This window comes from Streptomyces sp. NPDC059010 (assembly GCF_042740355.1).
Taxonomy (GTDB): domain Bacteria; phylum Actinomycetota; class Actinomycetes; order Streptomycetales; family Streptomycetaceae; genus Streptomyces.
Genome location: NZ_JBHYJA010000001.1, coordinates 53,844 through 69,430 on the forward strand (window position 1 = coordinate 53,844; position 15,587 = coordinate 69,430).

Sequence of the window (15,587 nt, forward strand, 5' to 3'; positions counted from 1 at the left end):
GGTGGTATCTCGCCCAACGAGGCAACCCTTGCTCAGAAACGGTTCGCCGAGAGCGGCCGACCGCGCCCGGACGACGGCGATCAGGCAACGGTGACCAGTGGACAGCGATCAGTCGACGGTGATCGAGTCCAGCTTCTGACGCAGATACACATGCGAGTCGACCGGCTCGTACGCCACCCGCCCCACCGGAGCCGGCACGGACTCCACACGCGTGCCGGGCGTGCACTCCCCGAAGTAGACGAGGGACATCAGCTCCTCGGCCGGCGCGTCCGCGGGCGGCGGCAGCACCCGGTGCCGCCCCGACCGCCACCGGTCACCCGTCCAACGGGCCATCAGATCCCCGATGTTGATGGTGAACGCCTCCGGGTCGAAGGGCGCGTCCTCCCATCCGCCCTCGTCCGTGTAGACCTGCAGCCCGCCCTTCCCCGCCTGCCGGTCGAGGATCGTCACCGTGCCGAAGTCGGTGTGCGGACCGATACGGAACTGCCCGGGCTCCGGCGCACCGATCAGCTCCGCCCCCGGATACCAGTTGATGTTGAAGCCGTACGTCGGATGGTCCATGTGCCGTGAGAAGAAGTCGGGTTCGAGACCGAGGGCCTCGCCGAGCAGGGAGAGCAACTGGTTCTCCAGCTCACCCATCCGCGCGAGGTACTCCTCGCACAGCGACCGGAGTTCGGGTGTCTCGGCCGGCCAGACGTTCGGCGCGTACCACTCGGCGTTGATCGCCGGGTCCTCGAACGGCTCGTGCGTCGCGAAGGTGAGCGACTCCTTCAGGTCCGGCGGGGTCTCGGTGCCCTCCGCGTACCCGTTGGCCTCGGCACCCGGGCCGAGCCAGCCGCGACCGCCGACCTTCGCCTCGTACGCCTGCTTGACCTCGACGGGGAGCGTGAAGAAGGCGCGGGCGGCCGTACGGATGCGGGCCCGCAGGGACGGGTCCACGCCGTGCCCGGTGACCAGGAGGAATCCGGCGGTCTGGAGCGCCTCGTCGACGGTACGGGCGATGGCCCGGCGGGCCTCGGTGTCACCGTCGCGCCAGGGGCGCAGGTCGATCGTGGGGATTCGTGGATTACTCACCGATGTCACCGATGTCCTCGTTCCACAGTGCCGGATTGTTCTCGATGAAGTCGCGCATCATCCCGACGCACTCGGGATCGTCCAGGAGCACGATCCGCACACCGTGCTCGGCCAGCCAGTCGTGCCCGCCGTGAAAGGTGACCGCCTCCCCGATCACCACCCGGGAGATCCCGAACTGCCGGACCAGACCGGAGCAGTACCAGCATGGCGAGAGCGTGGTCACCATGGTCGTACCCCGGTACGACCGCTGCCGCCCCGCCGCCCGGAAGGCCGCCGTCTCCGCGTGCGTGGACGGGTCGCCGTCCTGGACGCGCCGGTTGTGTCCGCGGCCGAGGAGGGCCCCGTCGGGGCCGTACAGCGCGGCGCCGATCGGGATGCCGCCCTCGCCGAGCCCGGCCCGTGCCTCGTCGACGGCGGTGCCGAGCCAGGCACGCGCGGTCTCCTGATCCAAGAGCTCCATGCCCTTACTCTCCGGTGCCCTCCAGGTAGTCGTCCAGGCGACCCGCGCCGGACAGCATCGCCCGGGTGCGGGCCGTGAGCATTTCGCCCCGTGTCGCGATCGCCGCCCGCAGGGCCTCGCTGCTGCCCTCCCGGCGCAGACCGTCGAGGACCGGACGGATCTGGTCCAGGAGGTAGTGGCTGCGGCGCAGGGTGTGGATCAGGCGCGCGTCACGGACGTCGACGGGCCGGTACACGCGATACCCCGTGACCCGCTCCCGCTCCGGCGCGATCAGCCCGGCCGCCTCCCAGACCCGCAAAGCCGACGTCCGTACCCCGAGCAGGGCCGCCACCTCGCCGATCCGCAGCCCGGAGCGCGGCAGCTCGTCCGGCGGCCCCTCGGTCAGCGTCTCCAGGGCCGCGCTGGTCGCCCGCAGCGCCGTCCGCTCCTCGTGCAGCGCGGCGTGCGCGGCGTCGACGAGGGCGAGTGCGGCCGGGATGTCACCGGCGTGCACGGCCCGCATGATCCCGGTCGCCGTGACCGGCCCGAAGCCGCGCAGCAGCGCGCGGTACGCCAGCAGCGCCCGCCGGTGCACGGCCGTGAAGGCCCGGTACCCGGAGGCGGTGCGCGCGGCCGGCGGCAGGACGCCCGCCTCCTCGTAGTTGCGGACCTGCTGCGTCGAGATCCCGGCGAGCCGGGCCAGGTCGACGGGCCACAGCCGCTCGTCTTCGTTCCTCACGGGACTTGAAGGTTACACGGCATCCCTTCCCGCATCACCTGGGGAGAACGCGGCCAAAGTCCCAACAATGACTTCAATGGAAAACTTGAAGGCATGGAGGACTTCATCCGCATCACCGGCGCCCGTCTGCACAACCTCGACAACGTCACCCTCGCGATCCCCAAGAACAAGCTGGTCGTCATGACCGGCCTCTCCGGTTCCGGCAAGTCCACCCTCGCCTTCGACACCCTCCACCGGGAGGGCCAGCGGCAGTACATGGAGTCGCTGGGCATGGTCACCGGCCTCGTCAGCCGCCCCTCCGTGGACTCCATCACCGGCCTGTCCCCGTCCATCAGCGTCGACCAGCACCTCACCAACCGCAGTCCCCGCTCCACCGTCGGCACGGTCACCGAGGTCTTCACCTATCTGCGGCTGCTGTGGTCGAGGATCGGGGTACGGCGGTGTCCCGGCTGCGGGAAGGACGTCCCGCCGTCGCACACGTACGAGTACGGCTACGACGACGAGGACACCGAGGGCGAACAGGCCCCCTGCCCGCACTGCGGCACCCCCGTTCCCGAGCTGGTGATGGGCTCCTTCTCCTTCAACAAGCCCGCCGGCGCCTGCCCGGCCTGCACCGGCCGCGGCGAGGTGATCCGGGCGGACGTGAGCCGCCTGGTCGACGGCGCGCGCTCGGTCGTCGACGGCGCCGTACTGGGCTGGCATCCCCGGGCCGTCGAGCGCAATGTGCAGCTGCTGTCGGCGGCCGCCCGGTACTACGGCTTCACCTTCGACGCGGAACTCCCGCTGGACCAACTCACCTCCACGGAACGCGACTTGCTGCTCCACGGCGTCGAAAGCCCAGAGTTCCGCCGCCACTTCCCGGACACCGAACCGCCCGCCACTGTCACCGCAGGACGCTTCGAGGGCGTCGCCACCGCGGTGCTGCGGCGCTACGCCGAGCGCATCGAGGACACCGAGTACCGGGAGCGCACCGAGAAGCAGGCGCTGGTGAAGGAGGTCTGCGGGGAGTGCCGGGGCGCCCGGCTGCGGGCGGAGAGCCGGGCGGTCACCGTGCACGGCCTGACCATCGTCGAGGCCGCCCACACCTCCCTCGACGAACTCGCCGACTGGCTGGGCGGGTTGCGCGAGCGGGTCTCCCCGGACGAGTGGCTGTTCGTGGAGCCGGTCGTCGCCGACCTGGTGGAGCGGGTACGACGGCTGGTCGACGTCGGCGTCGGCTATCTGACCCTGGAACAGCCCACGCCGAGCCTCTCCGCGGGCGAGTCGCAACGGCTGCGGCTGGCCGCGCTGCTGGGCTCCGGCCTCACCGGGGTGCTCTACGTCCTGGACGAGCCGACCATGGGACTCCATCCCACCGACACCGCCCGCCTGGTCGACGTACTGCGCAGGCTTCGGGATCTGGGCAACACGGTGCTGGTGATCGAGCACGACCTGGACGTGCTGCGGGCGGCCGACCATGTGGTGGACGTCGGCCCGGGCGCGGGCCGGGCCGGCGGGCGGATCGTGGCCCAGGGGACACCTCAGGAGGTGGCGCGGGCCGGGGCGGCGGAGGCGGTCGAGGGTGCCGTGGGCCCGGACACGGGTGCCGTGGGCTCGGTGACGGGAGCGTATCTGTCGGGCCGGCTGTCGGCGCCGGCGTCACGGCGGCGCGGGGACGGCGACCGGGCGCTGGTGATCCGCGGGGCGCGTGCGCACAACCTCAAGGACCTCACCGTACGGATACCGCTCGGCCGTCTGGTCACCGTCACCGGCCCGTCCGGATCGGGCAAGTCGACCCTGCTCCTGGACATCCTGGGCCGGGCCGCGCGCAGGCGCTTCCACGGCGCCGGGGACCGGCCCGGCGAGCACGACGGGATCGACGGCTGGGAGCACCTGGGCAAGGTGGTGGCCATCGACCAGGAGCCGATCAGCCGGCTGCCGCGCTCGAACGCGGCGACGTACTCGGATGTGTTCACGCCGATCCGGGAGGCGTTCGCGGCCCGTTCCGGAGGACGGCTGACTCCCGGCGCCTTCTCCTTCAACGTCCCCGGCGGCCGCTGCGAGCGCTGCGAGGGCGCCGGTGTGCTGTCGGTCCACATGCACTTCCTGCCGCCGGTGGAGGTGAGGTGCCCGGGCTGCCGCGGCCGGCGCTTCAGGCCCGAGGTGCTGGCGGTGCGGCACGACGGGCACGACATCGCCGAGGTGCTGGACGCCACGGTCGACGAGGCCCTGGCGATCTTCACCGGCGTCCCGTCGATCACGGCCCGGCTGCGCCGCCTGTCCGACGTCGGCCTCGGCTACCTCCCGCTGGGCCAGCCGGCCCCGACCCTCTCCGGCGGCGAGGCCCAGCGCCTGAAACTGGCGAAGGAACTGGGCCGCAAGGCCGCGGGCAGCACCCTCTACCTCCTGGACGAGCCCACCACCGGCCTCCACTCGGCCGACACCGCCCGCCTCCTGGCCGTACTCCAACGCCTGGTCGACACCGGCCACTCGGTCATCACCATCGAGCACAACCTCGATGTCGCCCACGCCTCGGACTGGCTGATCGACCTGGGGCCGGAGGGTGGAGCGGGCGGGGGGAAGCTGGTGGCGGAGGGGCCGCCGACGGGATGAGAGGGCCGGGCCCTGCTACTTGCCGTCGTCCTTCTTGTCGTCGTCCTCGTCCAGCGACTTCAGGAAGTCGGGGTTGTCGTCGGGGGCCACCCACTGCTGACGGTCGGTCCGGCGGTCCCGTACGCCGGACCAGCCCTCGGCGGCCGGGCTGCGCTTCTTGCCGGCGATCAGCCAGGAGATCGAGCCGACGAGCGGGAACAGCAGCACGAGGATCGCCCACAGCGGCTTCGGCATGTGGCGGATGTCCTCGTCCTTCGTGCTGATGCAGTCGATGAACGCGTACACGCTCAGCGCCAGTGGCACAAGGAACATCAGCACCCGGAGCATGGGCCCTCTCCAGCGAAACGGTCGTCGGTGCCGGGGGCACGCCCCCGGGTTCAGGGCCAGGGTAGCCGCTCGGGGATACTTGACCCCATGGCTTACGACGATCTTCGTTCCCTGCTCAGGGCACTGGAGCGCGAGGGCGACCTCAAGCGCGTCAAGGCCGAGGTCGATCCGTATCTGGAGGTCGGGGAGATCGTCGACCGGGTACAGAAGTCCGGCGGCCCGGCACTGCTCTTCGAGAACGTGAAGGGCTCCTCGATGCCCCTCGCGATGAACGTCTTCGGCACCGACCGACGGCTGCTCAAGGCCCTCGGCCTGAAGTCGTACGGCGACATCTCCGACAAGATCGGCGGGCTGCTGAAGCCCGAGCTGCCGCACGGCTTCGTCGGCGTCCGCGAGGCCTTCGGCAAGCTCGGCGCCATGACGCACGTGCCGCCGAAGAAGGTGAAGTCGGACAGCGCGCCCGTGCAGGAGGTCGTGCTGCACGGCGACGAGGTGGACCTCGACCGGCTCCCGGCCCTGTTCACCTGGCCCAAGGACGGCGGCTCCTTCTTCAACCTGGGGCTCACCCACACCAAGGACCCGGAGAGCGGCGTACGCAATCTGGGCCTGTACCGCCTCCAGCGCCACGACAAGCGCACCATCGGCATGCACTGGCAGATCCACAAGGACAGCCGGAACCACTACCAGGTGGCGGCCAGGAGGGGCGAGCGGCTGCCGGTCGCGATCGCCTTCGGATGTCCGCCCGCCGTGACGTACGCCTCCACCGCCCCGCTTCCCGGTGACATCGACGAGTACCTGTTCGCCGGCTTCGTCGCGGGCAAGCGGATCGAGATGGTCGACTGCAAGACCGTCCCGCTCCAGGTCCCGGCGCAGGCGGAGGTCGTGCTGGAGGGGTGGCTGGAGCCCGGCGAGATGCTGCCGGAGGGCCCGTTCGGCGACCACACCGGCTTCTACACCCCGCAGGAGCCGTTCCCGGCCCTGAAGATCGACTGCGTGACGATGCGCCGCCGACCGCTCCTCCAGTCGATCGTCGTAGGCAGGCCTCCGACGGAGGACGGACCCCTGGGCCGTGCGACGGAACGCTTCTTCCTCCCCCTGCTGAAGATCATCGTCCCGGACATCGTGGACTACCACCTGCCGGAATCCGGCGGCTTCCACAACTGCGCGATCGTCTCGATCGACAAGAAGTACCCCAAGCACGCCCAGAAGACGATGCACGCGATCTGGGGCGCCCACATGATGTCCCTGACCAAGCTGATCGTGGTCGTCGACTCCGACTGCGACGTCCACGATCTGCACGAGGTCTCCTGGCGGGCGCTCGGCAACACCGACTACGCCCGTGACCTCACGGTCGTCGAAGGCCCCGTCGACCATCTCGACCACGCCTCCTACCAGCAGTTCTGGGGCGGCAAGGCCGGGATCGACGCGACGAAGAAGTGGCCCGAGGAGGGCTACACCCGCGACGGCGGCTGGCCGGACATGGTGGAGTCCGACCCCGAGACGGCGGCGAAGGTCGACCGCCGGTGGAAGGAGTACGGACTGTGAGCAGCGCCTCCGCGGCGATTCCGCAGCCAGGACGCACGAAGGCGTTCCTCCGCCTGGTCATGATCGAGCACTCGGTGTTCGCGCTGCCCTTCGCGTACATCGCCGCGCTCTCCGCGATGTTCCAGTGGGACAGGAACATCCACTGGGGGCGGCTGCTCCTTGTGACGATCTGCATGGTCGGCCTGCGCACCTTCGCGATGGCGGTCAACCGGATCATCGACCGTGAGATCGACGCGCGAAACCCCCGGACGGCGCACCGCGAGCTGGTCACCGGCGCGATGTCGGTCCGCCACGCCTGGACCGGCGCGCTGATCGCCCTGGTGATCTTCCTGGGCTCGGCGGCCCTGCTGAACCCCCTGTGCCTGGCCCTCGCCCCCATCGCCGTGATCCCGATGGTGGTCTACCCCTACGGCAAGCGGTTCACGAACTTCCCCCAGGCCATCCTGGGTCTCGCCCAGGCGATGGGCCCGGTCGGCGGCTGGCTGGCCGTCACCGGCACCTGGTCCTGGGACGCGGTGATCCTCGGCCTCGCCGTCGGCGTCTGGATCGGCGGCTTCGACCTGATCTACGCCTGCCAGGACGTCGACACCGACCGTGAGATCGGCGTCATGTCGGTCCCGGCCCGCTTCGGCATCCCGGCGGCGATCTGGGGCGCGCGGGTCTGCCACACGGTCACCACGGCCCTGTTCGTCTGGTACGCCCTGGCCACGGACGCGGGCGCCTTCTTCTGGCTGGGCCTGCTGATCGTGGCCGCCGCGTTCCTCTACGAGCACTCGATCGTCCGCCCGCACGACCTGTCCCGCGTCAACAGGGCGTTCTTCAGCGTCAACGGGTTCATCGGGATCGCCCTGTTCGTGTGTGCGCTGCTGGATCTGCTGGTGCGCGGGCTCAGCGTCTGACGGATACGGAGCGGGGCTCTAGGCGATGAGTTCCTGACCCGAGGAGGTCCTGCGGCGGCGGAACACGAACGCCGCCGTCACTCCCGCCACCAGCCCCACCAGATGCCCCTGCCAGCTGACGCCGGACTGGGTCGGGGCGAGGCCCGCCAGGATCGAGCCGCCCCAGACCGCGGCCACCAGCAGGCCGGCCAGCACGCCGAGCGGACGCCGCTCGACGAACCCGGTGACCAGCAGGAAGCCGAAGAGGCCGAAGATCAGGCCGGAGGCACCCGCGGTGTTGGTGCCGGACGGCGATATCAGCCACACGCCCAGGCCGTCGGCGACGACGATCAGGGCGCAGACCAGCGCGAACCGGCGTATGCCGCCGAGCGCGGCCAGGAAGCCGAGGACCAGTAGCGGCACGCTGTTCGCGGCGACGTGGGCGAAGCCGAAGTGGATGAAGGCGGCCGGGACCACGTCCACCAGCTCGGACGGGGTGCGCGGGACGATCCCGAAGCCGTCCAGCGCGTGTCCGCTGATCACATCCGCCACTTCCAGCAGCCACAGCAGCGCCACCCAGCCCAGCATCAGCTTGGCCGCCGTCAGCGCGCGCTCACCCCGCGACCCGTCGCGCTCGGCACCCCACACACCCCGCATGGCAACCCCACCGTCCAACTCGTCCCCAAACGGGAACGCCTGGCCCCCCTTGGTCGGTTCCCACCCCGCGACGCCGGATAGGCTCGGAGTCGTGAACCCAGCCAAGCCAGGAGAGACGGCACGTACGCCTTGGATCGTAGGGGTGTCCGGCGCTTCCGGCACCCCATACGCCGCCGCCGTGCTGCGTGCGCTCCTTGCCGCCGGGGAGACCGTCGACCTGGTCGTCAGCCGGGCCTCGCGGCTCACCCTGCTCGATGAGACGGGCATCCCGTTCCGGGACGCGCACTGGCAGGACGACCTGCGGGAGTGGCTCGCCCGGGGCGCCGACGGCAAGCCCGGGACCTTCGGCGTCGACGTCAGCGGCGTGCGGTACTGGGCGGCCGGTGACCTCGCCGCCGGGCCGTCCTCCGGGTCGTACCCCGCTAAGGGCATGCTGATCGTGCCCGCCTCCACCGCCTGCGTCGCCGGTGTCGCCCTCGGGCTGTCCAAGGACCTGCTCCAGCGGGCGGCGAGCGTGACACTTAAAGAGGGTCGGCAGCTCGTCGTCGCCATACGGGAGACCCCCCTGGGCGGGCAGACGCTGCGGCACCTCGTGACACTGGACGACGCGGGAGCGACCGTCGTACCGGCCTCGCCCGCCTTCTACGCGGGCGCCACCCATATCCAGGACCTGGTCGACTTCGTCGCCGGACGCGTACTGGACGCGGCGGGCGTCGAACACCGGCTCTACCGCCGCTGGAAGGGCGAACTCGGCGGCGGACCCCGCACGACATGAACGCCAACTGAGCAAGTCGCAGTACCTCTCATTCACTTCGGGAACTCTTCAGCGGAAGGCTTCGAATCGCATGGACGCGGTGGACAGGCAGCTCATCCAGGCCCTGAGGGAGAACGGCCGGGCCTCCTACGCGGAGCTGGGACGCCTTGTCGGCCTGTCGGGACCCAGCGTCACCGACCGCATCAACCGGCTGGAGGCGGCCGGTGTCATCACCGGTTACCGCGCCACCGTCGACGCCGCCTCGCTCGGCCTCGGCGTCACCGCGCTCATCGGAATCTCCCTCTCCGACGCGGTCGACCACGAGGACGTGGCCCGCCGGCTGAAGGACCTGCCCGAGATCGAGGACTGCTGGTTCATCGCCGGCGACGACTCGTACATGCTCAAGGTGCGGGCGGCCGACGTGGACGGGCTGGAGAAGATCATCCGGCGGCTCAGCGGGACGAAGGGCGTGTCCCGGACCCGTACGACGATCGTGCTCTCCACGAAGTGGGAGAACCGCGTGGGTGAGCTGCCCGAAGAGGTGTAGGGGCGTAGGCGTACGGTTGGCAGGGCTGTCGTAGAAAGGTTGTGGGCATGGACGTCGGGCTCAAGCGCGAGCTGGAGGAGAAGGTCAGGGCCGGTGAGCGGCTGACCCGTGAGGACGGCATCGCGCTGTACGAGTCGGACGACCTGGCATGGCTGGGCGGCCTCGCGCACGAGGTGCGTACGCGCAAGAACGGCGACGTGGTCCACTTCAACGTCAACCGTCACCTCAACATGACCAACGTGTGCACGGCCTCGTGCGCGTACTGCTCCTTCCAGCGCAAGCCGGGCGAGAAGGACGCGTACACGATGCGCATCGAGGAGGCGGTGAAGCTCGCCAAGGCGATGGAGGGCGAGAACCTCACCGAGCTGCACATCGTCAACGGCCTGCACCCGAACCTCCCGTGGCGCTACTACCCGCGCTCGCTGCGGGAGCTGAAGGCCGCCCTGCCGAACGTGTCGCTGAAGGCCTTCACGGCCACCGAGATCCACCACTTCGAGACGATCTCCGGGCTGTCGGCGTCGGAGATCCTCGACGAGCTGATCGACGCGGGCCTGGAGTCGCTGACCGGCGGCGGTGCGGAGATCTTCGACTGGGAGGTCCGCCAGCACATCGTGGACCACCGGACGCATTGGGAGGACTGGTCCCGTATTCACCGGCTGGCGCACGAGAAGGGTCTGAAGACCCCGTGCACCATGCTGTACGGCCACATCGAGGAGCCGCGTCACCGCGTCGACCACGTCCTGCGCCTGCGTGAACTCCAGGACGAGACCGGTGGCTTCCAGGTCTTCATCCCGCTGCGCTACCAGCACGACTTCGTGGACATGAAGGACGGCAAGGTACGCAACCGCCTCCAGGCCCGCACCCAGATGGCCACCGGCGCGGAGGCCCTGAAGACCTTCGCGGTCTCCCGTCTGCTCTTCGACAACGTCCCGCACGTCAAGGTCTTCTGGGTCATGCACGGCGTTCAGACCGCCCAGCTGGCCCTCCAGCACGGCGCCGACGACATGGACGGCTCGGTCGTCGAGTACAAGATCACCCACGACGCGGACAACTACGGCACCCCGAACAAGCTGACCCGCGAGGACCTGCTGGACCTGATCCGGGACGCCGGGTTCCGGCCGGTGGAGCGGAACACGCGGTACGAGGTGATCCGGGACTACGACGGCCCGGACCCGCTGCGCCGGGAGTCCCCGCAGCCCATGCGCCTCTGAGCGCACCGGCTCATGGCGGGTACTCGGCCTCCATGGTGACCACCCGAGCGCCCGAGGACGCCTACACCGCGGAACCCTTCGTCCCCTCTCGTGCCGGTCTGCCCTCGCTGCGTCGCGCCGCCGCCGACTGCCGTGGCTGCCCCCTGCACCGGGACGCGACCCGGACCGTGTTCGGCGAGGGCACGGCCGACGCCCGCGTCATGCTCGTCGGCGAACAGCCCGGCGACCAGGAGGACCGCCAGGGCAGACCGTTCGTCGGCCCCGCGGGCAAGCTGTTGGACCGGGCTCTCGCGGAGGCCGGTATCGACCCGGCGGACGCGTATGTCACCAACGCCGTCAAGCACTTCAAGTTCACCCGGGCCGAACCCCGTAAGCGCCGTATCCACAAGGCACCGTCCCTTCGGGAGATGACGGCGTGCGGTCCCTGGCTCGCCGCCGAGCTGGCCGTCGTGAAGCCGGAGCTGATCGTGCTGCTGGGCGCCAGCGCGGGGAAGGCGCTGCTGGGGTCGTCGTTCCGGGTCGGGGAGATGCGCGGGGCGGTGCTGGAGCGGGAGGTGCACGGCCGGCGGGAGAGGCTGGTGGCGACGGTGCATCCGTCGTCGGTGCTGCGGGCGCGCGACGACGCGGACCGGGAGGCGGCGTACGAGGGGCTGGTCGCCGATCTGAAGGTGGCGGCGCGAGCGCTGGAGTAATGGCTACGATGGCTCGGTGCCTCTTACTTTCACGCTCGATCCCGCCGTCACCCCCGCCCTGCGCGACGGCATCCTCGACCTGTGGACCGATGTCTCCAACGCGGGCGGAGCCGTCGGCTTCGTGCCGCCCGTGACCCGGGAGGCGGTCCGGCCGGAGCTGGTGCGGCACCTCGCGGCGATGGCGGAGGGGCGCAACCGGCTGCTGGTCGGGCACGACGAGGCGGGTGACGTGGTCACGACGGCCTTCTTCACCTTCAACACGCACCGGCTGATGACGCACTGGGTGTGGCTGTACACGGTGATGGTGCACCCCCGGCACCAGGGCAAGGGCTACGGCCGCGACCTGCTGACCGCCGCCGAGGAGGCGGCCCGCACCTTCGACGGCATCGAGGCGATACGGCTCACCTGCCGCGGCGGCCTCGGCCTGGAGCGCTTCTACGGCTCCTGCGGCTACAAGGAGGTCGGCCGCATCCCGAGCGCCATCCGCCTCGCACCGGGCGACGACCGCGACGACGTGATCATGCTGCTGCCGCTCGACTGAGCCCTGCGCCAACCCCCCTGCAAGATCGGTGGCCCTCCGTGCTTCACTGGACAGTGGCCCTTTTTGGAATCGGAAGAGTGGATTGAGATGCTCCGGTACACGCTGATGCGCCTCGGAATCTTCGTGGGCTGCCTCGTGGTCGTCTGGGGCCTCGTCTACTCCGGTCTCGCCCCGCGCGGCCTCGGCGCCTCCAACGGGATGTGGCTCATCCTGCTCGCCCTGGTGATCTCGGCCCCGATCAGCTTCGTCGTGCTGCGCAAGGAGCGCGACCGCGCCTCCGTGCGGATCGTGCAGAAGGTCGACCGGGTGAAGGCCAACCTGGAGGCGAACCGCAGCCAGGAGGACGACGTGGTCGACGAGGCCGCGAAGGCGCAGGGACAGGCTTCTCCCCAGGCCTAGCAAGACAGGTAACTGCGCGGGGCCACCCCCCTTACCCTTGTCCGGATCATGCTGTGAGATGACTGGAACCACATCGGCCCGACCGGTGTATCACCAGTAGGACCCGCAGCGAACGGGCATCGGAACACAAGGGGGAAACGTGGCACGAGCGCGCGCCAAACAGGGCGCACGACGCGTCGCCGAGGCCGTAGCCTCCGGCACCGATCCGCGGAAGGCCGCGCAGGAAGAACTGCAGCGGCAGGCCGGCGGACGCGGAAGCCGGGGAGCCGGCGGCGAGGAGTACGACGCGGAGGGCTGGGCCATCGACCCGGCCGACTTCCTGGCCGCCCGGGAACAGGGCGGCTCCACCGCCACCGTCATGCGGCAGAAGACCGTGCCGCTGGACGAGGCCGGGGAGGCGCTCGGCCGCAGCGAGCAGGTGCGCGAGGGCGGCGAGGTGGTGCACGCCATCTGCCCGATGGTGATCCCCAAGGGCCGCTCGATCGTCTCCATGCTGCCGGTGCTGACCCTGCTCGTGCTGGGCGCGGTGGGCGCGGCACTGGTCGGGGCCGCGGGTGACGACGTCCTGACCAACCCGCTGTTCGGCGTGCACTACTGGGTCATCGCGCTCTTCGCCGTCGCCTTCGTGTGGTGGCGGCAGGGCATGGTCATGGTGCCGGACGGCTGCCAGGCGCTGATCACGCGCTTCGGCAAGCTGGAGAAGGTCGTCGGCCCGGGTCGGATCGTGCTGCTGAGCCCGTGGAAGCGGGTGTCGTACATCGTCAACACCACGATCGAGTACCCGTTCAACGCGCCGGTGCGCGAGGCGCCCACCAAGGGCGGCGTGAAGGCGTCGATCGACCTGTTCATCCAGTTCCGGATCAGCGACCCCACCGAGTTCGTCTACACCCTGGGCGCGGTGCGCGGCTTCGAGGAGAAGCTGAGCAACGCCGTGAGCGAGACGATCCGCAGCCTCATCTACGAGCAGGAGGCCGCCGGTATCTACGACATGGTCGGCGAGGACAGCGGCCGGCTCCTTGAGCAGCTCAACCAGCAGTTCCGCCCGGCCGTCGAGCTGACCAACGCCAACATCACCCACGCCGAGCCCTCCGACCAGCGCTACCGCATGGACCTGGCCGCGCCTGAGATGGTGCGGGTGGCCAAGGAGGCGTACACCCACGAGTACGCACTCCAGCTCCGCAAGGAGCAGGACGAGGGCGACCTCACCCGGGAACTGGCCTCCAGCCTGGAGACGCTCTCCGCGATCCAGGCCGACATCGCCCAGTACCAGGCGCAGATGGACACCGCCGTGGAGCGCGAGACCAACCGCGCCGAGGCACTCGCCCGCCAGCGCTACGTCCAGGCCGAGTCGGAGGCGAAGGCCAACGCGGCCCTCCTGGAGGCACAGGCCCTCGACATCCGCGCGGTGACGGCCGCGGAGGCGCCCGAGATCCTGGAGTACCGCTACCAGCAGCAGGTGCTGGACACCCTGGAGCAGGTCGCCGACCATCTGCCGCGCCTGGTGCGCATCGGCGGCGCCTCGGACGGCGGCGCCGGGATCGACTTCCTGGAGCTGGCCCGCGAACTGGTCGGCGAGCGCGGCACGGAGCTGTTCAGCGACGAGGACATGGCCGCCGTACGGTCGCGGCTCACCGAGGTGTCCGAGCGGATCGCCGCGCGTGAGGCGGAGATCGGCGCGCTGCTGGCCGCCGACCGGCCCACGGTGCCGCACGTGCCGGGCCCGGCCGAGGCCCCCGACGGCGCCGAACCGACCGACCTGACCGAGCCCGCCGAGGAGGCCGCCCAGTGAGCACCGCCCGTTCCCACCGCAGGTCGGTCGTCTCCGAGGCCGTCGCCCCCTGGAGCGACATCGCGCGGCTGCTGCGCGGCGGCGAGGCCGACACCCTGATCCCGGTGATCATCCCCCGCCACCGGCGCCGCCTGTGGTGGATGCTGCCGCTGTGGCTCGGCGTCTACGCCCTGTTCATGGGCGTGATGCTGTCGCTGCACGGGGCGGACGCCGAGTCGACCGCCGGAGACCTCGCCTACGGCGCCCTCGCCACCCTCTCCTACGTCGGCGGTGTCGTCCTGGTGCTGATCGGCGCGCTGTGGTGGTGGCGCTCCTCGATCGTCGAGATCGAGCAGGGCACCAACGGCGTGCTGACCCGCTACGGCGCCGTCACCCGCACCCTGGACGCCGGCCGCCACTACCTGTGGCACCCGTGGTCCCGGGTCGACTTCGTCGTCGACACCGCCACCGAGATCCCGTACTCGGCCCCGGTGATGGCCTGCCCCACGCAGGAGAACGTCCCGCTGCGCTCGATCGAGTTCTTCCTGAAGTTCCGCATCACCGACGCCGTGCTGTTCGTCCGCACCATCGGCGCGGGCAACTTCGACCTGGTGCTCTCCAGCGCCGTACAGGACGCGATCCGGCAGCGGGCGCGTCTGATGCGCACCGAGCGGGCGTACGACCTGCGCGGCTCGGACGTGGCCGACATGCAGGAGCTGCTCAACCGCCAGCTGTCCGGCTACGGCGTGCGCATCACCGGCTGCAACATCCCGGATGTGCAGCTGCCGGCGCAGTACCAGCAGCACCTGGCCACCCGGGAGCGCATCGCCAAGGAGCGCACCGCCTACGACCAGGAGTGGGGACTGATCCGCAAGCGCCGGATCGACCAGCTGGGCATGGACATCGAGCGTGCCAAGAAGGTGCGGGACGCCCGGATCGTCGAGGTCAAGGCAGCGCTGAACCGGGCCCGCGAGGAGGTCGCCCAGCTGCTTGAGCAGCAGGAGACCAACGCCCAGCGCGTGCGGTTCGAGATCGAGACGCGGGGCCGCAGCGGTCTGATCGCCGCGGAGAACGAGGCCCGCGCCCAGCGCGCCCTGGCCAAGGCCTACCGCGACAACCGCGCGGTGCTGCAGTACGAACTGGCCCGGCGCCGCCTGGAGGTGGGCGCGAAGCTCGCCGGAAGAGCCCCGCAGCCGGTGGTCGTCCGGACCGACGGCACGGGCGCCGACACCTCCGCCCTGTCCACCCTGCTCACCGCCCAGCTGCTGCCCCGGCTGACGGCCCTGCCGTCCGGCGACGGGCAGCCGTGGGCAGACAGGACGGAGCGGCTCGCGCGGCTCGTGGACGACGTGAGCGGCGAGGAGTAGAGCGGCCGGTTGCAGCGGGCCGGGTGGGAACGCCCCTCCCGGCCCGTACGCTAATCG

The 15,587-nt window shown here is 70.5% G+C and carries 16 protein-coding genes; 11 read left to right on the forward strand and 5 right to left on the reverse strand.

What is annotated here, in order from left to right; translation table 11 throughout:
* Window positions 1-108: 108 nt before the first annotated feature.
* Genes ACFWYS_RS00280 through ACFWYS_RS00290 form a run of 3 tightly spaced genes read right to left on the reverse strand, consistent with a single transcriptional unit; the run spans window position 109 to window position 2,252 of the window.
* Window positions 109-1,083 (reverse strand): isopenicillin N synthase family dioxygenase, encoded by a 975-nt coding sequence (locus ACFWYS_RS00280; RefSeq protein WP_384761601.1) that lies wholly within the window; start codon window positions 1,081-1,083, stop codon window positions 109-111.
* A complete protein-coding gene (locus tag ACFWYS_RS00285) occupies window positions 1,067-1,534 on the reverse strand; it encodes a nucleoside deaminase (RefSeq protein ID WP_384761603.1) in 468 nt (155 codons plus the stop codon). Before ACFWYS_RS00285 ends, ACFWYS_RS00280 begins: the two co-directional genes overlap by 17 nt.
* 4 nt (window positions 1,535-1,538) lie before the next feature.
* Window positions 1,539-2,252 (reverse strand): MerR family transcriptional regulator, encoded by a 714-nt coding sequence (locus ACFWYS_RS00290; protein WP_384761605.1) that lies wholly within the window; start codon window positions 2,250-2,252, stop codon window positions 1,539-1,541.
* 93 nt (window positions 2,253-2,345) lie between these two features.
* On the opposite strand from ACFWYS_RS00290, the gene uvrA reads away from it, so the two are divergent.
* Window positions 2,346-4,844, forward strand: coding sequence for an excinuclease ABC subunit UvrA (uvrA, locus tag ACFWYS_RS00295; protein ID WP_384761607.1), 2,499 nt, complete (start codon window positions 2,346-2,348; stop codon window positions 4,842-4,844).
* Between the two features lie 15 nt (window positions 4,845-4,859).
* Here uvrA and ACFWYS_RS00300 read toward each other — a convergent pair whose 3' ends face one another.
* A complete protein-coding gene (locus tag ACFWYS_RS00300; RefSeq protein WP_384761609.1) occupies window positions 4,860-5,171 on the reverse strand; it encodes a PLD nuclease N-terminal domain-containing protein in 312 nt (103 codons plus the stop codon).
* A gap of 87 nt (window positions 5,172-5,258) precedes the next feature.
* On the opposite strand from ACFWYS_RS00300, the gene ACFWYS_RS00305 reads away from it, so the two are divergent.
* Window positions 5,259-6,716, forward strand: coding sequence for a menaquinone biosynthesis decarboxylase (locus ACFWYS_RS00305; RefSeq protein WP_369171522.1), 1,458 nt, complete (start codon window positions 5,259-5,261; stop codon window positions 6,714-6,716).
* Window positions 6,713-7,615 (forward strand): menaquinone biosynthesis prenyltransferase MqnP, encoded by a 903-nt coding sequence (gene mqnP, locus ACFWYS_RS00310; protein WP_384761612.1) that lies wholly within the window; start codon window positions 6,713-6,715, stop codon window positions 7,613-7,615. Before ACFWYS_RS00305 ends, mqnP begins: the two co-directional genes overlap by 4 nt.
* Before the next feature lie 18 nt (window positions 7,616-7,633).
* Here the strand turns inward: mqnP and ACFWYS_RS00315 are convergent, their stop codons facing one another.
* Window positions 7,634-8,251 (reverse strand): rhomboid family intramembrane serine protease, encoded by a 618-nt coding sequence (locus tag ACFWYS_RS00315; protein WP_384761614.1) that lies wholly within the window; start codon window positions 8,249-8,251, stop codon window positions 7,634-7,636.
* A gap of 91 nt (window positions 8,252-8,342) precedes the next feature.
* On the opposite strand from ACFWYS_RS00315, the gene ACFWYS_RS00320 reads away from it, so the two are divergent.
* The 8 genes from ACFWYS_RS00320 to ACFWYS_RS00355 all read left to right on the forward strand — a co-directional run bounded on the left by ACFWYS_RS00320 (window position 8,343) and on the right by ACFWYS_RS00355 (window position 15,530).
* Window positions 8,343-9,026, forward strand: coding sequence for a UbiX family flavin prenyltransferase (locus ACFWYS_RS00320; protein ID WP_384761616.1), 684 nt, complete (start codon window positions 8,343-8,345; stop codon window positions 9,024-9,026).
* A 70-nt stretch (window positions 9,027-9,096) separates the two neighbouring features.
* Window positions 9,097-9,552, forward strand: coding sequence for an Lrp/AsnC family transcriptional regulator (locus tag ACFWYS_RS00325; RefSeq protein WP_272114330.1), 456 nt, complete (start codon window positions 9,097-9,099; stop codon window positions 9,550-9,552).
* Between the two features lie 47 nt (window positions 9,553-9,599).
* Entirely contained in the window at window positions 9,600-10,763 is a 1,164-nt protein-coding gene (gene mqnE, locus ACFWYS_RS00330) for an aminofutalosine synthase MqnE (protein WP_384761619.1), read from the forward strand.
* Between the two features lie 32 nt (window positions 10,764-10,795).
* A complete protein-coding gene (locus tag ACFWYS_RS00335; RefSeq protein WP_384761621.1) occupies window positions 10,796-11,455 on the forward strand; it encodes a UdgX family uracil-DNA binding protein in 660 nt (219 codons plus the stop codon).
* Between the two features lie 16 nt (window positions 11,456-11,471).
* Complete coding sequence (locus ACFWYS_RS00340) at window positions 11,472-11,996, forward strand: GNAT family N-acetyltransferase (protein ID WP_384761623.1); 525 nt, start codon at window positions 11,472-11,474, stop codon at window positions 11,994-11,996.
* Window positions 11,997-12,083: 87 nt separating this feature from the next.
* Window positions 12,084-12,395 (forward strand): DUF4229 domain-containing protein, encoded by a 312-nt coding sequence (locus ACFWYS_RS00345; RefSeq protein ID WP_384761625.1) that lies wholly within the window; start codon window positions 12,084-12,086, stop codon window positions 12,393-12,395.
* A 139-nt stretch (window positions 12,396-12,534) separates the two neighbouring features.
* Complete coding sequence (locus ACFWYS_RS00350) at window positions 12,535-14,184, forward strand: SPFH domain-containing protein (RefSeq protein ID WP_384761627.1); 1,650 nt, start codon at window positions 12,535-12,537, stop codon at window positions 14,182-14,184.
* Window positions 14,181-15,530 (forward strand): SPFH domain-containing protein, encoded by a 1,350-nt coding sequence (locus ACFWYS_RS00355; RefSeq protein WP_384761629.1) that lies wholly within the window; start codon window positions 14,181-14,183, stop codon window positions 15,528-15,530. Before ACFWYS_RS00350 ends, ACFWYS_RS00355 begins: the two co-directional genes overlap by 4 nt.
* Window positions 15,531-15,587 lie beyond the last annotated feature (57 nt).